15 protein-coding genes are annotated in these 16,746 nt (G+C 67.0%); 14 read left to right on the plus strand and 1 reads right to left on the minus strand.

Features of this window, described 5'->3' with window-relative positions:
* Positions 1-8 precede the first annotated feature (8 nt).
* From era to nagZ, 5 genes are read left to right on the plus strand one after another with little or no spacing between them, the layout of a single operon-like run.
* Positions 9-1,049: a GTPase Era gene (gene era / locus PO768_RS01995; RefSeq protein ID WP_442953162.1), complete on the plus strand. Its 1,041-nt coding sequence runs from the start codon at positions 9-11 to the stop codon at positions 1,047-1,049.
* Positions 1,049-1,828, plus strand: a complete 780-nt coding sequence (gene recO, locus PO768_RS02000; RefSeq protein ID WP_272644676.1) for a DNA repair protein RecO — start codon at positions 1,049-1,051, stop codon at positions 1,826-1,828. Before era ends, recO begins: the two co-directional genes overlap by 1 nt.
* A gap of 5 nt (positions 1,829-1,833) precedes the next feature.
* Positions 1,834-2,625, plus strand: a complete 792-nt coding sequence (locus PO768_RS02005; protein WP_272644677.1) for a pyridoxine 5'-phosphate synthase — start codon at positions 1,834-1,836, stop codon at positions 2,623-2,625.
* Complete coding sequence (gene acpS, locus PO768_RS02010) at positions 2,622-3,017, plus strand: holo-ACP synthase (protein WP_272644678.1); 396 nt, start codon at positions 2,622-2,624, stop codon at positions 3,015-3,017. The genes PO768_RS02005 and acpS overlap by 4 nt, the downstream gene beginning before the upstream one ends.
* A gap of 10 nt (positions 3,018-3,027) precedes the next feature.
* Positions 3,028-4,092: a beta-N-acetylhexosaminidase gene (gene nagZ, locus PO768_RS02015; RefSeq protein ID WP_137943021.1), complete on the plus strand. Its 1,065-nt coding sequence runs from the start codon at positions 3,028-3,030 to the stop codon at positions 4,090-4,092.
* Positions 4,093-4,182: 90 nt separating this feature from the next.
* Here the strand turns inward: nagZ and PO768_RS02020 are convergent, their stop codons facing one another.
* Positions 4,183-7,140: an Rne/Rng family ribonuclease gene (locus tag PO768_RS02020; RefSeq protein ID WP_272644679.1), complete on the minus strand. Its 2,958-nt coding sequence runs from the start codon at positions 7,138-7,140 to the stop codon at positions 4,183-4,185.
* Between the two features lie 821 nt (positions 7,141-7,961).
* On the opposite strand from PO768_RS02020, the gene PO768_RS02025 reads away from it, so the two are divergent.
* The 9 genes from PO768_RS02025 to PO768_RS02065 all read left to right on the plus strand — a co-directional run bounded on the left by PO768_RS02025 (position 7,962) and on the right by PO768_RS02065 (position 16,743).
* Entirely contained in the window at positions 7,962-8,912 is a 951-nt protein-coding gene (locus PO768_RS02025; RefSeq protein WP_272644719.1) for an RluA family pseudouridine synthase, read from the plus strand.
* On the plus strand, positions 8,909-9,568 hold the full coding sequence (locus PO768_RS02030; RefSeq protein WP_272644680.1) for an HAD family hydrolase: 660 nt from the start codon (positions 8,909-8,911) through the stop codon (positions 9,566-9,568). The genes PO768_RS02025 and PO768_RS02030 overlap by 4 nt, the downstream gene beginning before the upstream one ends.
* Positions 9,565-9,957, plus strand: a complete 393-nt coding sequence (locus PO768_RS02035) for a Rieske (2Fe-2S) protein (RefSeq protein WP_272644681.1) — start codon at positions 9,565-9,567, stop codon at positions 9,955-9,957. The genes PO768_RS02030 and PO768_RS02035 overlap by 4 nt, the downstream gene beginning before the upstream one ends.
* A gap of 15 nt (positions 9,958-9,972) precedes the next feature.
* Positions 9,973-10,974: a S49 family peptidase gene (locus PO768_RS02040; RefSeq protein ID WP_269837833.1), complete on the plus strand. Its 1,002-nt coding sequence runs from the start codon at positions 9,973-9,975 to the stop codon at positions 10,972-10,974.
* 252 nt (positions 10,975-11,226) lie between these two features.
* On the plus strand, positions 11,227-11,316 hold the full coding sequence (gene kdpF, locus PO768_RS02045; protein WP_137943016.1) for a K(+)-transporting ATPase subunit F: 90 nt from the start codon (positions 11,227-11,229) through the stop codon (positions 11,314-11,316).
* Between the two features lies 1 nt (position 11,317).
* Complete coding sequence (kdpA, locus tag PO768_RS02050; RefSeq protein ID WP_272644682.1) at positions 11,318-13,180, plus strand: potassium-transporting ATPase subunit KdpA; 1,863 nt, start codon at positions 11,318-11,320, stop codon at positions 13,178-13,180.
* Positions 13,181-13,182: 2 nt separating this feature from the next.
* Positions 13,183-15,282 (plus strand): potassium-transporting ATPase subunit KdpB, encoded by a 2,100-nt coding sequence (gene kdpB, locus PO768_RS02055; RefSeq protein ID WP_262971099.1) that lies wholly within the window; start codon positions 13,183-13,185, stop codon positions 15,280-15,282.
* Positions 15,283-15,292: 10 nt separating this feature from the next.
* The gene (gene kdpC, locus PO768_RS02060; protein ID WP_262971098.1) at positions 15,293-15,865 is read left to right on the plus strand and encodes a potassium-transporting ATPase subunit KdpC; all 573 of its coding nucleotides are present in this window, start codon (positions 15,293-15,295) and stop codon (positions 15,863-15,865) included.
* Between the two features lie 65 nt (positions 15,866-15,930).
* Positions 15,931-16,743, plus strand: a complete 813-nt coding sequence (locus PO768_RS02065; RefSeq protein WP_272644683.1) for a TorF family putative porin — start codon at positions 15,931-15,933, stop codon at positions 16,741-16,743.
* The last annotated feature ends 3 nt before the right edge of the window (positions 16,744-16,746 follow it).

The following is a 16,746-nucleotide window of genomic DNA, read 5'->3' on the forward strand; positions in this document are numbered from 1 at the left end:
GACACCCCATGACCGACAACACCACGCCCCCGGACGACTCCGCGTCCGAGGGCAAGCCGCCTGCCACCGGCTACACGCTCCCGCCGATCCCGGCCGCCGGCTCCGGCGCAACCTCGCTGTCCTCCGATGCCGGCCCCAAGCCCAGCGGCGGCAAGATGCCCGACGGCACGGCCCAGCGCTGCGGCCTGATCGCCATCGTCGGCCGCCCCAATGTCGGCAAGTCCACCCTGCTGAATGCGCTGGTGGGTCAGAAGGTCAGCATCACCTCCAACAAGGCCCAGACCACCCGCCACCGCATCACCGGCGTGCGCACGGTCGAGGAGGCCCAGTTCGTCTTTGTCGACACGCCCGGTTTCCAGACCAAGCACAATGCCGCGCTGAACCGCAATCTGAACCGCACCGTGCACGGCGTGCTGTCCGATGTGGATCTGGTGCTGTTCGTCGTCGAGGCCGGCCGTTTCGGCCTGGACGACGCCAAGGTGCTGTCCCTGCTGCCCGAGGACAAGCCGGTCGTGCTGATCGCCAACAAGCTCGACGCTGTGCACCGCCGCGCCGAGCTCGCGCCCTGGCTCAAGAGCATGCAGGAGCGCCGCAACTTCAGCGAGTTCATCCCGATCTCGGCCAAGAAGCAAAGCGATGTGCAGCGCCTGTTCAAGATCCTCAAGCCCTATCTGCCCGAGCAGGAATGGTTCTACGACGAGGATGCGCTGACCGACCGCTCGGAGAAGTTCCTGGCCAGCGAGATCATCCGTGAGAAGCTGTTCCGCCTGACCGGCGACGAGCTGCCCTACACCTCGACCGTGGTGATCGACAAATGGGAAGACGAGGGCGCGCTGCGCCGCATCTCTGCCTCCATCGTCGTCGAGCGCGATGCCTACAAAGGCATGGTGATCGGGCAGGGCGGCGAGCTGCTCAAACGCATCGGCTCCGAATCGCGCCAGGAACTCGAGCACCTGATGGAGGGCCGTGTCTTCCTGGAGCTGTGGGTCAAGGTGCGCTCGGGCTGGGCCGATAGCGAAGAGCATCTGCGCTCCTACGGCTACGAGTAATGCCTCCCCGAGGCCCGCGCGCTCCGGCCGTCCAGCAGGCCTTCGTCCTGCACCACTACGACTGGAGCGAAACCAGCCTGGTGCTGGACCTCTTCACCCGTGAGCAGGGCCGGCTGGCCGTGGTGGCCAAGGGCGCCAAGCGCCCCTATTCGCAGCTGCGCGCCGTGCTGCTGCCCTTCCAGCGCATCCAGGTCAGTCTGTCCAAGCCGGCCAAAGGAGTCGAGGGTGCTGCCGAGGTCGTGACCCTGCGCGGCGCGGAATGGGCCGGCGGCGCGACGATGCCGGCCGGCGCGGCACTGTTCTCCGGCTACTACCTCAACGAGCTGCTGCTGAAGCTGCTGGCGCGCCAGGACCCGCATCCGGCGCTGTTCGATGCCTATGCGCAGACGCTGCCGCAGCTGCATGCCCGCGAGGATGTGCAGTCGCAGGCCGCCTTGCGGGCCTTCGAGCTGCGCCTGCTGATGGAGCTGGGCCTCTTGCCGGACCTGAGCCTGTCCAGCCTTACGCAGGCGCCATTGGACCTGCAGCGGCACTACATGCTGTCGCCCGAGTCCGGCGTGGTCGCGCCCGCAGCCGATTCGGTGACCTTCACCGGCGCCACCCTGGTCCAGCTGCAGGCAGCGCTGCTGCACGGCAGCATGGCCGCATTGCAGCAGTCCTGCGCGCCGGTCTTGCCGGCGCGCAAAACCGGGCTGCGCGCCTTGCTTCACTATCATCTGGGCCACAAACCCCTGCGCACGCGACAGGTCATGCTGGACGTGCAGAAACTGCTGGATTGAAGACGATGAACCCTTTGGTTGCTCCCGAATCCTCTTCGCACCACGCTGCGCGCTGCGCGCTGTCGGTCAATGTCAACAAGGTGGCCTTGCTGCGCAACACCCGGCACCTGGGCATCCCCAGCGTCACGCGCGCGGCCGAGCTGTGCCTGCTGGCCGGTGCCCAGGGCATCACGGTGCATCCGCGGCCCGATGGCCGCCATATCCGAACCGCTGATGTGCACGAGCTGGCCGAGCTGCTCAAGACCTGGCCCCAGGCCGAGTACAACATCGAGGGCAATCCGACCCAGAATCTGATGGACTTCGTGCGCGAGCTGCGTCCGCATCAGGTCACCTTCGTGCCCGACAGCGAGGACCAGTTCACCTCGGACCATGGCTGGAGCCTGCCCGCCGACATGGTGCGGCTGCGCCCGCTGATCGATGAGTGCAAGAGCCTGGGCGTGCGCGTCAGCCTCTTCATGGACCCGAGTCCCGAGGTCATGCCGTTGGTGGCCGAGCTGGGCGCCGAGCGCATCGAGCTCTATACCGAGACCTATGCCAGCGCCTTTGGCACCGAACGCCAGGCTGCCGTGCTGGCCGGGTTCACGCGCACGGCCGAGGCCGCGCTGGCCGTGGGCCTTGGCATCAACGCCGGCCACGACCTGAGCCGGGACAATCTGACGAGCTTCCTGCGCGCCGTGCCCGGCGTGCAGGAGGTGTCGATCGGCCACGCCCTGATCGCCGATGCGCTGGAGCTGGGCTATACCGAAACCGTGCGCGACTACCAGCGCGCGATCCAGAAGGCCTACGCCTCCTCATGATTTACGGCATCGGTACCGACATCTGCGACATCCGCCGCATCCGCGACACCCTGGCCCGGCGCGGCGAGCGCTTTGCCGAGCAGGTGCTGGGCCCGCATGAGATGGCGGTGGTTCGGGAACGCCGCGCCAAGGTCGAGGCGCGCGGGGAGGCCTACCTGGCCACCCGCTTCTCGGCCAAGGAAGCCTTCTCCAAGGCGATCGGGATGGGCATGCGCATGCCGATGACCTGGCGCGCCTGCGAGATCGTCAAGGCTGCGAGTGGCAAGCCAGAGATCCGCCTGCATGGCGAGCTGGCTGCGTGGTTCGAGGCCAAGGGTCTCAAAGCCCATGTGACCGTCACCGACGAGACCGAATACGCAGCCGCCTTTGTGGTTGTCGAAACCAAGGAATGAAGCGCTGAACATGAATGAAATGCATGCTCCCGTGGTGCTGGATGTGGCCGGCCTGAGCCTGGACGCCAATGACCGCCGCCGCCTGGCCCATCCGCTGGTCGGTGGCCTGATCCTGTTTGGCCGCAATTTCGAGAGCCGCGCTCAGCTGACCTCGCTGTGCGCCGAGATCAAGGCCATCCGCCCCGATGTGCTGATCGCGGTCGACCATGAAGGCGGCCGGGTGCAGCGCTTCAAGACCGATGGCTTCACCCAGCTGGCGGCCATGCGCACACTCGGCGAGCTGTGGATGACGGACGCCTTGCGTGCTACCGACGCGGCCACGGCCACCGGCTTTGTGCTGGCCGCCGAGTTGCGCGCCTGTGGCGTCGACTTCAGCTTCACGCCGGTGCTGGACCTCGATTACGGTGAGAGCAGTGTGATCGGCGAGCGCAGCTTCCACCGCGACCCGCGCGTTGTCAGCCTCTTGGCCAAGAGCCTGATGCAAGGCCTGCTGCTGGCCGGCATGAGCAGCTGCGGCAAGCATTTCCCCGGCCATGGTTTCGTGAAGGCCGACAGCCATGTCGCGATTCCCGTGGACAAGCGCAGCCTCAAGGCCATCCTGGCCGAGGACGCGAAGCCCTATGAATGGCTGGGCCTGAGCCTGTCGGCGGTGATGCCGGCCCATGTGATCTATCCCAAGGTCGATGCGCGTCCGGCCGGCTTCAGCCCGCGCTGGCTGCAAGAGATCCTGCGCGAGCGCCTGGGCTTTGGCGGTGCGATCTTCAGCGACGACCTGGGCATGGCCGGCGCCCGCGTGATCGAAGGCCGCCCGGTCGGCTTCACCGAGGCGGCACTGGCCGCGCTGACGGCTGGCTGCGATCTGGTGCTCTTGTGCAACCAGTCGAATGTGGGCCAGGGTGAGGCCATCGACGAGTTGCTGGACGGGCTGACGGCCGCGCAGGCCCAGGGTCATTGGACGCCCGAGCCCGATAGCGAATCGCGCCGCCTGGACCTGCTGCCGCAGACCGTGCCGCTGACCTGGGACGAGCTGATGCGCAACCCGCGCTATCTGGCGGCGGTCGAGCGCCTGGCCTGATCCACACCCAGCTCCAATGAAAATCGCCGCCCCGGGGCACCCCGGCGCGGCGTGTCGGTATGTTGGGTGGCCCGCAGGCCACCCTGGCTTTCAGTGCTCGAACGGCAGCTTGGTCTGGCTCAGATCCTTGCGGGTCTCGACCAGCACCAGCGGGCCTTCATCGACCACGACCACCGGCTTGGGTTCGCGCGGCACATGCACCGGCTTGGGCTCGGCGGCGATGGCGGCTTGCACGGCGCGGATCTTGTCGGCGTCGGAGTTCACCCATTGCAGGCCGGCGGTCTCGGCGATGTTCTGCAGATCACCGATGGCCAGCTCGAAAGCGGGCACGACGGGCACTGCCGGAGCAGCGACCGGCGCGGCGACTGCGGCCACAGCGACCGGCGCAGCGACTGGCGCTGCAGCGGGCGCGGCAACGGTCACGGGCTCGACCGGGGTCGGCGTCGCATCGGCAACAGGCGCGTCGGCCGGCGCTGCGGCCTGCTCATCAGCCGGCAGGTCGTCACGGCGCTCGCGGCGATAACGATCACGGCTGCGACGACGACGGCCTTCGCCACCTTCGACTTCCTCACCGGCGGGCGGCTGGTTGTCAGCCGCCACAGCATCGGCAACGCCTTCGGCCACAGCCTCGGCCACCGGTTCGGCCGGCGTTTCGACGCCCGCGACGTCCTCACCATTGACGCCACGGCTGTCGTCGCGATCGCGACCACCACGGCGGCGGCGGCGGCGGCCCGGACGCTCGTCATTGCCCGCCTCGTCGCCGGCGGTCTGCTCGGCCACCGGCAGCAGCGCCGCCGCTTGTTCGGGCATGTCCAGGCTGGCTTGCAGCGGCGCCGTGTTCAGCTCCTCGGCCTTCTCGACCACGCGCTCGCTGCGTTCCTGGCGCTCGCCGCGCTCTCCGCGCGGGCGGCGGTGGCCTTCGGCACCCCGTTCGCCACGCTCGCCACGTTCGGCGCGCTCTGGGCGCTCACCACGTTCCGGGCGCTCGCCGCGCTCGGGACGCTCTGCACGTTCCGGACGGGTGGCCTCGGCCCCCTCCGCCGGCTTGTCGGCACGCGGCTCGTTGCGGCGGCGGCTGTCGCCACGACTACCTTCACGACCCTCGCGCGGCTCGTTGCGGCCACCGCCTTCGCGCTTGCCCTCACGACCACCTTCGCTCTTGGCGCCACGCTCACCCCGGTCGCCACGATCACCGCCACGGCGACGACCGTCACGGCCCTCGCGGCCACCTTCGCGACCTTCACGCGGCTTGCGCTCGCCGCCCTCGGCGGCGGGCTTGGTCTCGGTCTTGGCCGGCGTCGGTGCCACCGGCTCGGCGCCGCCGAACAGCTTCTTGATCCAGCCGAAGAAACCGCCGCCAGCATCGGCAGCGGCCACCGGGGCCGCTGCCACCGGTGCGGCTACCTTGACCGGCTCGGGCTTGGGTGCGGCCACCGGGGCGGGCTGCTCGGGCAGGATGCCCTTGATGACCGGCTCCTGCTTGTTCTTCTTGTCGCCAGCGTCGCGGCGGGTGATGCCCACCTCGTCGGTGGCTTCCTCGATCATTGTGTAGCTGGCCTGCAGGTTTTCCAGACGCGGGTCGTCGTGGCGCAGGCGCTCCAGCTTGTAGTTGGGCGTGTCGAGGTGCTTGTTGGGCACCAGCAGCACGGTGACGCGCTGCTTCAACTCGATCTTGGTGATCTCGGTGCGCTTCTCGTTCAGCAAGAAGGAGGTCACTTCCACCGGCACCTGCACATGCACGGCAGCGGTGTTGTCCTTCATCGACTCTTCCTGGACCATGCGCAGGATCTGCAGCGCGCTGGACTCGGTGTCGCGGATGTGGCCGGTGCCATTGCAGCGCGGGCAGGTGATGTGGCTGCCTTCGCTCAGCGCCGGGCGCAGGCGCTGACGCGAGAGTTCCAGCAGACCAAATTTGCTGATCGAGCTGAACTGCACACGGGCGCGGTCCTGGCGCAGTGCGTCGCGCAGACGCTGCTCGACCTCGCGGCGGTTCTTCGACTCTTCCATGTCGATGAAGTCGACCACGATCAGGCCGCCCAGGTCACGCAGGCGCATCTGGCGCGCGATCTCGTCGGCGGCTTCCAGATTGGTGCGGGTGGCGGTTTCCTCGATGTCGCCGCCACGGGTGGCGCGGGCCGAGTTGACGTCCACCGAAACCAGGGCCTCGGTGTGGTCGATCACGATGGCGCCGCCCGAGGGCAGATTGACCGTGCGGCTGAAGGCGGTTTCGATCTGGTGTTCGATCTGGAAACGGCTGAACAGCGGCGCGTCGTCGCGGTAGCGCTTCACGCGATGGCCCTGGTCGGGCATCACGTGGTTCATGAACTGCTGGGCCTGGTCGTACAGGTCGTCGGTGTCGATCAGGATCTCACCGATATCGGCGGTGAAGTAGTCGCGGATCGCGCGGATCACCAGGCTCGATTCCTGGTAGATCAGGAAGGCGCCCTTGCCGCCCTTGGAGGCGTCGTCGATCGCGCTCCACAGCTTGAGCATGTAGTTCAGGTCCCACTGCAGCTCGGCGGCCGAGCGGCCGATGCCGGCGGTGCGGGCGATCAGGCTCATGCCCTTCGGGTACTCGAGCTGGTCGAGGTTTTCCTTCAGCTCTTCGCGGTCTTCGCCCTCGATGCGGCGGCTGACGCCACCGCCGCGCGGGTTGTTGGGCATCAGCACCAGGTAGCGGCCAGCCAGCGAGACAAAGGTGGTCAGCGCCGCGCCCTTGTTGCCGCGCTCTTCCTTCTCGACCTGGACCAACAGCTGGTCGCCTTCGCGGATCGCGTCCTGGATCTTGGCGGCGCGCACATCGGTGCCGTCGCGGAAGTACTGGCGCGAGATTTCCTTGAAGGGCAGGAAACCGTGGCGGTCTTCACCGTAGTCGACGAAGCAGGCTTCGAGCGAAGGCTCGACCCGCGTCACCACGGCCATATAGATATTGCCTTTGCGCTGCTCTCGGCCCTCGATTTCGGTCTCGAAGTCCAGCAGTTTCTGGCCATCAACAATCGCGAGGCGCCGCTCTTCCGGCTGCGTCGCATTGATCAGCATGCGTTTCATGTCGTCACTCCTGGCGCGTTCCTGGTCTTTGGAAGACCTTCAAACGCGCAGCATCATCCACGTCGCCCCTGACCCTGTCAGTGGGCGACTCTTCGATGCACGTACAAACGTGGAGGAACCGAGGAAGGAATCGCCCTGGACTGCTGGTGATCGTGAGCGATCAAACCAGCAGCGTTGGCGCGCGCGTGGCAGCAGGCGGTGCATCACCTCTGGCCCCTGGACGCGCTGATCGCGCGGCCCGGCCACGGCTGCGCAGTCCGGCGGCATGAGGCCGGGGCAGCGCTTGCGAGCGGTGGGGGGTAGGGGAGGTCAGAGGGCTCATCCGCGAGGACTACTGGAACGCTGGCACAAGGTCGTCAGATGCTGGATCGACGGGCCTTGCGCGGTGTAAACCTTGTCTTGTGCCGGCTCTTGCGCCCGAAATCCGGGGGCCCGAGACGGCGTGGTTCTTTCTACGTCTGCGCTTCCACACAGGACTCGAAGCCGCCCCCTCACTTGGGGATGGGGCCCGCTTATTGCCCTGCGCGTTGCATCACCGATTGTTGGCCCGGCTCATCGCCGTGCCACCACGCCCGCGCCATTCGCTGCCGTGCCCGCTAAAATCAGGCAAATCAAACACTTACGGCGCAATTGTGGTTCGGAACATTATAAGGGCTAATGAAGCCAGGCCCGCTGGCAAGCCCGCCACAGCCGCCTCAGCACAAACCAGGAGGCCCGCCCATGGGCCGGCGTCGCGCGGTGAGCGCGTGCCCACTAAGCCGGTCAACTCCACGCCGGCCAAGCTGCAGCCGGTCACCATCGAGCCGGCACCTGCGCCGGCCGTGCGCCGTGTGCTGATCGACGAGAACTCGGCCGGCCAGCGACTGGATAACTTTCTCTTGCGTGAACTCAAGGGCGTGCCCAAGACCCATGTCTACCGCGTGATCCGCGCCGGCGAGGTGCGGGTCAACAAGGGCCGGGCCCATGCCGACACCCGGCTGGAACTGGGTGACGAAGTACGGGTGCCACCGGTGCGCCTGCCCGATCGGGTCACCGCCCCGGTCGACTATGTGCCGGCCAAGGAGTTCCCCGTTGTGTACGAGGATGAGCACCTGATGGCCGTCAACAAGCCGGCCGGTGTCGCGGTGCATGGCGGTTCCGGGGTCAGCTTCGGTGTGATCGAGCAGTTGCGCCGGGCCCGACCCGAGGCCAGGTTTCTCGAACTGGTGCACCGGCTCGACAAGGAAACCTCGGGCCTGCTGCTGATCGCGAAGAAGCGCAGCGCGCTGACCGCCTTGCAGGACCAGTTCCGCGAACGGGAGACCGGCAAGACCTATGCGGCCCTGGTGATCGGTGAGTGGGCCGACAACAAGAAGGTCATCGATGTGGCGCTGCTGAAGTTCACCGGCAGCGACGGCGAGCGCTGGGTGCGTGCGGTCGAGAATTCGCACGACCCGCAGGCCGACCAGGCCAAGCGCTCGATCAGCCTGGTCAAGGTGGCGCGCCGTCTGCCGGGTTACAGCCTGCTTGATGTGACCATCAAGACCGGCCGTACGCACCAGATCCGGGTGCATCTGCAGCATGCTGGCCATCCGATCGTTGGCGACCCGAAATACGGCGACTTCGAGGCCAACCGGCTCATTGCACGCGGCGCGCTGAAGTTCGAGCGCATGTTTTTGCATGCCCAACGGCTGAAGTTCAGCCACCCCGCCAGCGGCGCCGAGATCGAGCTGCTCGCGCCGCTGCCGACCGAGTGTGAGAAGCTGTTGAAAGACCTGAGCCCGCCACGATGAGACCGCAACGTTTTGACCTGATCGCCTTCGACTGGGACGGCACCCTGTTCGACTCCACCGCGTTGATCACCCGCTGCATCCAGGCGGCGGCCGTCGATCTGGGCCTGGAGAGGCCCAGCGATGCCGATGCCAGCTATGTGATCGGCATGGGCTTGCAGGAGGCGCTGGCCCATGCGGTGCCGGGCCTGGCGCCGGCGCGCTACCCGGAACTGGGTCTGCGCTATCGCCACCATTACTTCGCGGCCCAGCACGAGGTCACGCTGTTCAAGGGCACGCTGGAGATGCTGGCGGCGCTGAAGGCGCGCCATCACTGGCTGACCGTCGCGACCGGCAAGAGCCGCCGTGGCCTGGACGAGGCGCTGAAGGTGGTCGAGCTGCAAGGTCTGTTCGACGGCAGCCGCACCGCCGACGAGACCGCCGGCAAGCCCCATCCGCAGATGCTTCATGAGCTGATGCGCGAGTTCGGCGCCGAGCCCGAGCGCACGCTGATGATCGGTGACACCAGCCATGACCTGCAGATGGCGCTGAATGCCGGTACGGCCAGCGTCGGCGTCAGCTACGGTGCCCACGACCACCAGACCTTCGAGGCCTTCAAACCCTTGCACATCGCGCATTCGGTGCCCGAACTGCATGATTGGCTGATCAAGAACGCATGAGCGATACCCCGACAACAAAGCCCGATCCGCTGCCGCTGTGCAGCTCCGACGAGTTGCAGGAGCGCGGCCGCGCCCACAGCTTCGATGTGCTGCAGTGGCGCGAGCCGGCGCGCGCCTTCGCGCTGCGCTTCGACGGCCAGGTGGTGGCCTATCTGAACCGCTGCGCCCATGTGCCGACCGAGATGGACTGGCAGGAGGGCGAGTTCCTCGATGGCGACAAGCAGTACATCATGTGCTCCATCCATGGCGCGGTCTACGACCCGCTGACCGGCCGCTGCGTGAGCGGCATGTGTGGCCGCATGGGGCTGACCAAGATCGAGGTCGAGGAACGCCAAGGGCAGGTCTATTGGTATCCTTCCCGCGACACCAAACCGGCTTTTGACGAGTAAGAGAACGAACACCGCATGAACCCCAACGACGACTTGCCGCAAGCCATCCCCGACCCGATCGGCAGCCCGGCCCGGCCCTCGCAGTCCGGCGCGCCCGCCAGCCAGGAGGCCGTGCTGGCTCAGTTCGCCCGCGACTATCTGCGCGACCGCCGCAGCGAGCGCCGCTGGCGCGTGTTCTTCCGCCTGGCCTGGCTGGCGCTGGTCATCGCAGTGCTGTGGCTGCTGCTGGCGCAGCGCCAGGTCGGCACTGCACCGAACACGCCGCACACCGCCCTGGTGGAGGTGCGCGGCGAGATCGCCGTTGACACCGAGGCCAGTGCCGAGCTGATGCTGTCGGCGCTGAAGAGCGCCTTCGAGGACCAGGGGGCCCAGGCCGTGGTGCTGCGCATCAATTCGCCGGGCGGCAGCCCGGTGCAGGCCGGCATCGTCTATGACGAGATCGTGCGGCTGAAGGCCAAGCATGGCAAGAAGGTCTATGCGGTGGTCGAGGAGATCTGCGCGTCTGGCGCCTACTACATCGCTGCTGCTGCCGATGAGATCTATGTGGACAAGGCCTCGGTGGTCGGCTCCATCGGCGTGCTGATGGACGGCTTCGGCTTTACCGGCCTGATGGACAAGCTGGGCGTCGAGCGCCGCCTGATCACGGCCGGCGCCAACAAGGGCATGCTGGACCCGTTCTCGCCCGAGAACGAGGCCCAGCGCGCCTATGCCCAGGCCATGCTGGACCAGATCCATCGCCAGTTCATCAAGATCGTCAAGGACGGCCGCGGCAAGCGCCTGAAGGAAACCCCGGAGACCTTCTCGGGCCTGTTCTGGAACGGCGAGGAGGCCGTCAAGCTCGGCCTGGCCGACCATCTGGGCAGCCTCGACTATGTGGCCCGCGAGGTCATCAAGGCCGAGGAAGTGATCGACTACACGCCGCGCGACAACGTCGCCGAACGCCTGGCCAAGCGCTTCGGCGCCGCGATGGGCGAGGGCGCGGTCAAGGCCTTCCGCTCGCTGGCGCCGATACGCTGAGGATCGCCAGCGTTCGTACCCCGACAAGAGGCCTTCGGGCCTCTTTTGCTTGGCGCCATCTTTATACGATCTTGATACCGCCCACCCCAGCTTCTACGACAAGCTGAGGCCCCAATTCCTAAGCTCTGCACATCTCAACTGAGCGTGTGAGCACAAGATGATGGATTGGGTATTTCTGGGCTTGAGCCTGGCGCTGTTCGGCTTGGCCCTCGGCCTGGCCGCTGCCAGCCACAGGCTGGAGGGCGGCAAGCAATGAGCGGGCTCTATATCGTCAGTGGCCTGGTGGCCGCTGGCTTGTTTGTCTATCTGGTCGTGGCGCTGTTCCGCGCCGAGGAGTTCTGAGATGAATTCCCTGGCATGGATCAATCTGGGCCTGTTCATGGCCTTGCTGCTGCTGGCGGCCTGGCCGCTGGCGCGCTGGCTGCACCGGGTGGCCGAGGGCCGCCTGCCGCGCTGGATGGGGGCGGTCGAGGGGGGGCTGTTCCGCCTGGCCGGCGTCAAGCCGACCGAGGGCATGCACTGGAAGCAGTATGCGATCGCGCTGCTGCTGTTCAACTTCATCGGCGTGCTGGCGGTCTATGCGCTGCAGCGCTTTCAGGGGTTGCTGCCACTGAATCCGCAAGGCATGGCGGCGATCACGCCCGACTCGGCCTTCAACACCGCGATCAGCTTTGTCACCAACACCAACTGGCAGGGCTATGGCGGCGAGTCCGCGATGAGCTATCTGAGCCAGATGCTGGCGCTGACGGTGCAGAACTTCGTCTCGGCCGCCACCGGCATTGCCGTGGTGTTCGCGCTGATCCGCGGTTTCGCCGGCAAAGGCCGTGTGAGCCCCCCGCCTGCGGGTACGCAGGCGGCCCCCCGAGGGGGCCAAGTCGTTCTTGGGAGCGGCCCGGCGAACGACTTGCAGGCCACCATCGGCAACTTCTGGGCCGATCTGAGCCGCATCACGCTGTGGGTGCTGCTGCCGATCAGCTTTGTGCTGGCGATCTTCTTCGTCGGCCAGGGCGTGATCCAGAACTTCGACGCCTACAAGGAGGTCAGCACCGTGGAGGCCACCAGCTACCAGACGCCCAAGCTCGGCGCCAATGGTCAGCCGCTGACGGATGCGCAGGGTCAGGTCTTGATGGACGATGTCCAGACCAGCACCCAGACCCTGGCGATGGGCCCGGCCGCCTCGCAGCTGGCGATCAAGATGCTGGGTACCAATGGTGGCGGTTTCTTCAATGCCAATTCGGCTCATCCCTTCGAGAACCCGACCGCGCTGTCCAATCTGGTGCAGATGCTGGCGATCTTCCTGATCCCGGCGGCCTTGTGCTTCATGTTCGGCCGCATGGTGGGCGACACGCGCCAGGGTGTGGCGGTGCTGGCGGCGATGAGCCTGATGTTTGTCGCGGCGGTGTTCGCGGCGACCAGCGCCGAGCAGGCCGGCAACCCGGCGCTGACGGCTCTGGGCGTCGAGGCCGGCGCCGGCAATATGGAGGGCAAGGAGGCCCGCTTCGGCATCAATGCCAGCAGCCTGTTTGCGGTGGTCACGACGGCCGCCTCCTGTGGCGCGGTCAATTCGATGCACGACTCGATGACGCCGCTGGGCGGCATGGTGCCGCTGGTGATGATGCAGCTGGGCGAGGTGGTGTTCGGCGGCGTCGGCACCGGTCTGTACGGCATGCTGGTGTTCGCGCTGCTGGCCGTCTTCATTGCCGGCCTGATGATTGGCCGCACGCCCGAGTACCTGGGCAAGAAGATCGAGCCGCACGAGATGAAGATGGTGTCCATCGCCATCCTGATCACGCCCATCGTCGTGCTGGTCGGCACCGCCATCGCGGTGCTGGCGACGGCTGGCAAGGCCGGCATCCTGAACCCGGGCGCCCATGGCTTCTCCGAGGTGCTGTATGCACTGACCTCGGCCGCCAACAACAACGGCAGCGCCTTCGCCGGCCTGTCGGCCAACACGCCCTTCTACAACACGCTGCTGGGTGTCGCGATGTGGCTGGGCCGCTTCGGCGTGATCGTGCCGGTGCTGGCGATTGCCGGCAGCCTGGCCGCCAAGAAGCGCATCCCGCAGACCAGCGGCTCGATGCCCACGCACGGCCCGCTGTTCATCGTGCTGCTGATCGGCACGGTGCTGCTGGTGGGCTTGCTGAACTATGTCCCTGCACTGGCGCTCGGGCCGATTGCCGAGCATCTGATGCTGTGGGGAGTCTGATCATGACGACACAAGACAACAACAAACTCTCTTTCCTCGACCCTGCCTTGCTGAAGCCGGCCGTCGCGGCCTCCTTTGGCAAGCTGGATCCGCGCACGCAGTGGCGCAACCCGGTGATGTTCGTCGTCTATGTCGGCGCCATCCTGACCAGCGCGCTGTGGCTGGCCAGCCTGAAGGACCCGGCCGTCGCCGGCACCGAGGGATCCGTCTTCATGCTGGCCATCGCGCTGTGGCTGTGGTTCACCGTGCTGTTCGCGAACTTCGCCGAGGCGATGGCCGAGGGCCGCAGCAAGGCGCAGGCCGCGTCGCTGCGCGGCCTGAAGACCAAGACCTGGGCCAAGAAGCTGGAAGAACCCAGGCACGGCGCCAAGTGGCATCCGCTGCAGTCCGATGAGTTGCGCAAGGGCGCGGTCGTGCTGGTGGAGGCTGGTGACCTGATCCCGCTGGACGGCGAGGTGATCGAGGGCGTGGCCTCGGTGGACGAGAGCGCGATCACCGGCGAGTCGGCCCCGGTCATCCGCGAGTCGGGCGGCGACTTCTCCTCGGTCACCGGCGGCACCCGCGTGCTGTCCGACTGGCTGGTGGTGCGTATCGCCGTCAATCCAGGTGAGTCCTTCCTCGACCGCATGATCGCGATGGTGGAGGGCGCCAAGCGCCAGAAGACGCCCAACGAGATCGCGCTGACCATTTTGCTGGTGGCGCTGACCCTGGTCTTTCTGGTCGTCAGCGTGACCTTGCTGCCCTACTCGATCTTCAGCGTCGAGGCCGCAGGCGCAGGCACCGTGGTGTCGATCACCGCGCTGATCGCGCTGCTGGTCTGCCTGATCCCGACCACCATCGGTGGCCTGCTGTCGGCCATCGGTGTGGCCGGCATGAGCCGCATGATGCAGGCCAATGTGATCGCGACCTCGGGCCGTGCGGTCGAGGCGGCCGGCGATGTGGATGTGCTGATGCTGGACAAGACCGGCACCATCACCTTGGGCAACCGCCAGGCCAGCCTGTTCGTGCCGGCGCCCGGCGTGACCGAGCAGCAGCTGGCCGACGCGGCCCAGCTGGCCTCGCTGGCCGACGAGACGCCGGAAGGCCGCAGCATCGTGGTGCTGGCCAAGACCCGCTTCAATCTGCGCGAGCGCGAGCTCTCGGGCCTGGATGCGCAGTTCGTGCCCTTCACCGCGCAGACCCGCATGAGCGGCGTCGACCTCGGCTCGCATGCGCAGCAACAGCGCCAGATCCGCAAGGGCGCCGGCGATGCGATCCGGCGCCATGTCGAGGCCCTGGGCGGCAGCTTCCCGAAGGAAGTCAGCCAGGCCATCGATGAGATCGCGCGGCGCGGCAGCACGCCGCTGGTGGTGTCCGACGGCGCCAAGGTGATGGGGGCCGTCGAGCTGAAGGACATCGTCAAGGGCGGCATCAAGGAGCGCTTTGCCGAGCTGCGCCGCATGGGCATCAAGACCGTGATGATCACCGGCGACAACAAGCTGACCGCCGCAGCGATCGCGGCCGAGGCGGGCGTCGACGACTTCCTGGCCGAGGCCACGCCCGAGGCCAAGCTCAAGCTGATCCGCGACTACCAGGGCGAAGGTCGCCTGGTGGCGATGACCGGCGACGGCACCAATGATGCACCCGCGCTGGCCCAGGCCGATGTCGCCGTGGCGATGAACACCGGCACGCAGGCCGCCAAGGAGGCCGGCAATATGGTGGACCTGGACTCCAACCCCACCAAGCTGCTGGAGATCGTCGAGACCGGCAAGCAGCTCTTGATGACGCGCGGCTCGCTGACCACCTTCTCGATTGCCAACGATGTGGCCAAGTACTTCGCCATCATCCCGGCGATGTTTGTCGGCGTCTATCCGCAGCTGGCCGCGCTGAATGTGATGGGCCTGCACAGCCCCAGCTCGGCCATCCTGTCGGCGGTGATCTTCAACGCGCTGATCATCATCGCGCTGATCCCGCTGGCCCTGAAGGGCGTGCCTTACCGCGCCATCGGCGCGGCCGCGCTGCTGCGCCGCAATCTGGCCATCTACGGCCTTGGCGGCCTGATCGTGCCCTTTGTCGGCATCAAGGCCATCGACCTGTTCCTGGTCGCCACCCATCTGATCTAAGGAGCTTGTCATGAAAGCCCATCTTCGTCCCGCGCTTGTGAGCTTCGTGCTGCTCAGCGCGATCACCGGCCTGCTCTATCCGCTGGCCGTCACCGGTGTCGGCCAGTCGCTGTTCCCCAAACAGGCCGCCGGCAGCCTGATCGAGCAAGGGGGCAAGGCCGTCGGCTCCGAGCTGATCGGTCAGAGCTTCACATCGCCCAAGTACTTCTGGGGCCGTCCCTCGGCCACCGGGCCGATGGCCAATAACGCGGCCGGCTCCGGCGGCTCCAACCAGGGCCCGATGAACCCGGCGCTGGCCGATGCCGTCAAGGCCCGGATCGCCGCGCTGCGCGCCGCCGATCCGGGCAACACGGCGGCGGTGCCGGCCGATCTGGTCACGGCCTCGGCCAGCGGCCTGGATCCGCACATCTCGATGGCCGCCGCCCGCTACCAGGCCGCCCGCGTCGCGCGCGAGCGCGGCCTGCCGCTGGCCGAGGTGCAGCGCCTGATCGCGGCCAATACCGAGGGCCGCGACCTGGCCGTGCTGGGCGAGCCGCGCGTCCATGTGCTCAAGCTCAATCTGGCGCTGGACCAGCCGCGCTGATCGCGCCGCAGCCTCTCTGTTTTTGGGCCAGGCTCACCCGGGCCTGGTCGTTTTTTGTTCGAACCATGACCACCATTCTGAAGACGCTCTGCCTCATCCCCACCCTGCTGCTGGCCGTGCAATCCCACGCACAGACCCCGCCGGAGCACACGCTGACCGGCAATGTCGGCCTGGTGTCCGACTACCGCTTCCGCGGCATCAGCCAGACCTGGCGCCAGCCCGCCATCCAGGGTGGACTCGACTATGCGCACAGCAGCGGCGCCTATGCCGGGGTTTGGGCCTCCAACGTCTCCGGCAACAGCTATAACAACGGCGCCGGCCTGGAGCTGGACCTGTATGGCGGCTACAAGTTTTCCCTCACACAAGACCTGACCCTGGACCTCGGCGTGCTGGCCTATCTCTACCCCAGCGCCAGGCTGAACAGCGCGCCCGGCGTCGCGACACGCGAGAAGTACGACAACCTCGATGTCTACATCGGCCTGTCGGCCGGCACCTTCAGCGCCAAGCTCTCAGTGGCCGCCAGCGACTATTTCGGTCTCAACGGCACGACCGCCGGCTATGCCTACTTCAGCGGCTTGCCGGCGCGCGGTGCCTCCAAGGGCAGCAGCTATCTGGATCTGAACTACCGCTTCGATCTGGGCTCGGGTTTCAATCTGGACGCGCATCTGGGTCGCCTGAGCGTTCGCCACTATGGCGAGCTGTCCTACACCGATCTGAAACTCGGCCTCAGCAAGGAGGTCGGCGGCTTCAATCTGGGCGCGGCCCTGGTGGCGACCGATGCCCCGCGCGACTACTACCAGGCCGGCAACTCCGCAGGCCAGGATGCGAAGCGTCTGGGCCGGGCCGCCCTGGTGCTGAGCGCCGCGCGCACCTTCTGAAGG

Source organism: Paucibacter sp. XJ19-41 (assembly GCF_028462495.1).
Classification (GTDB): Bacteria; Pseudomonadota; Gammaproteobacteria; order Burkholderiales; family Burkholderiaceae_C; genus Roseateles_E.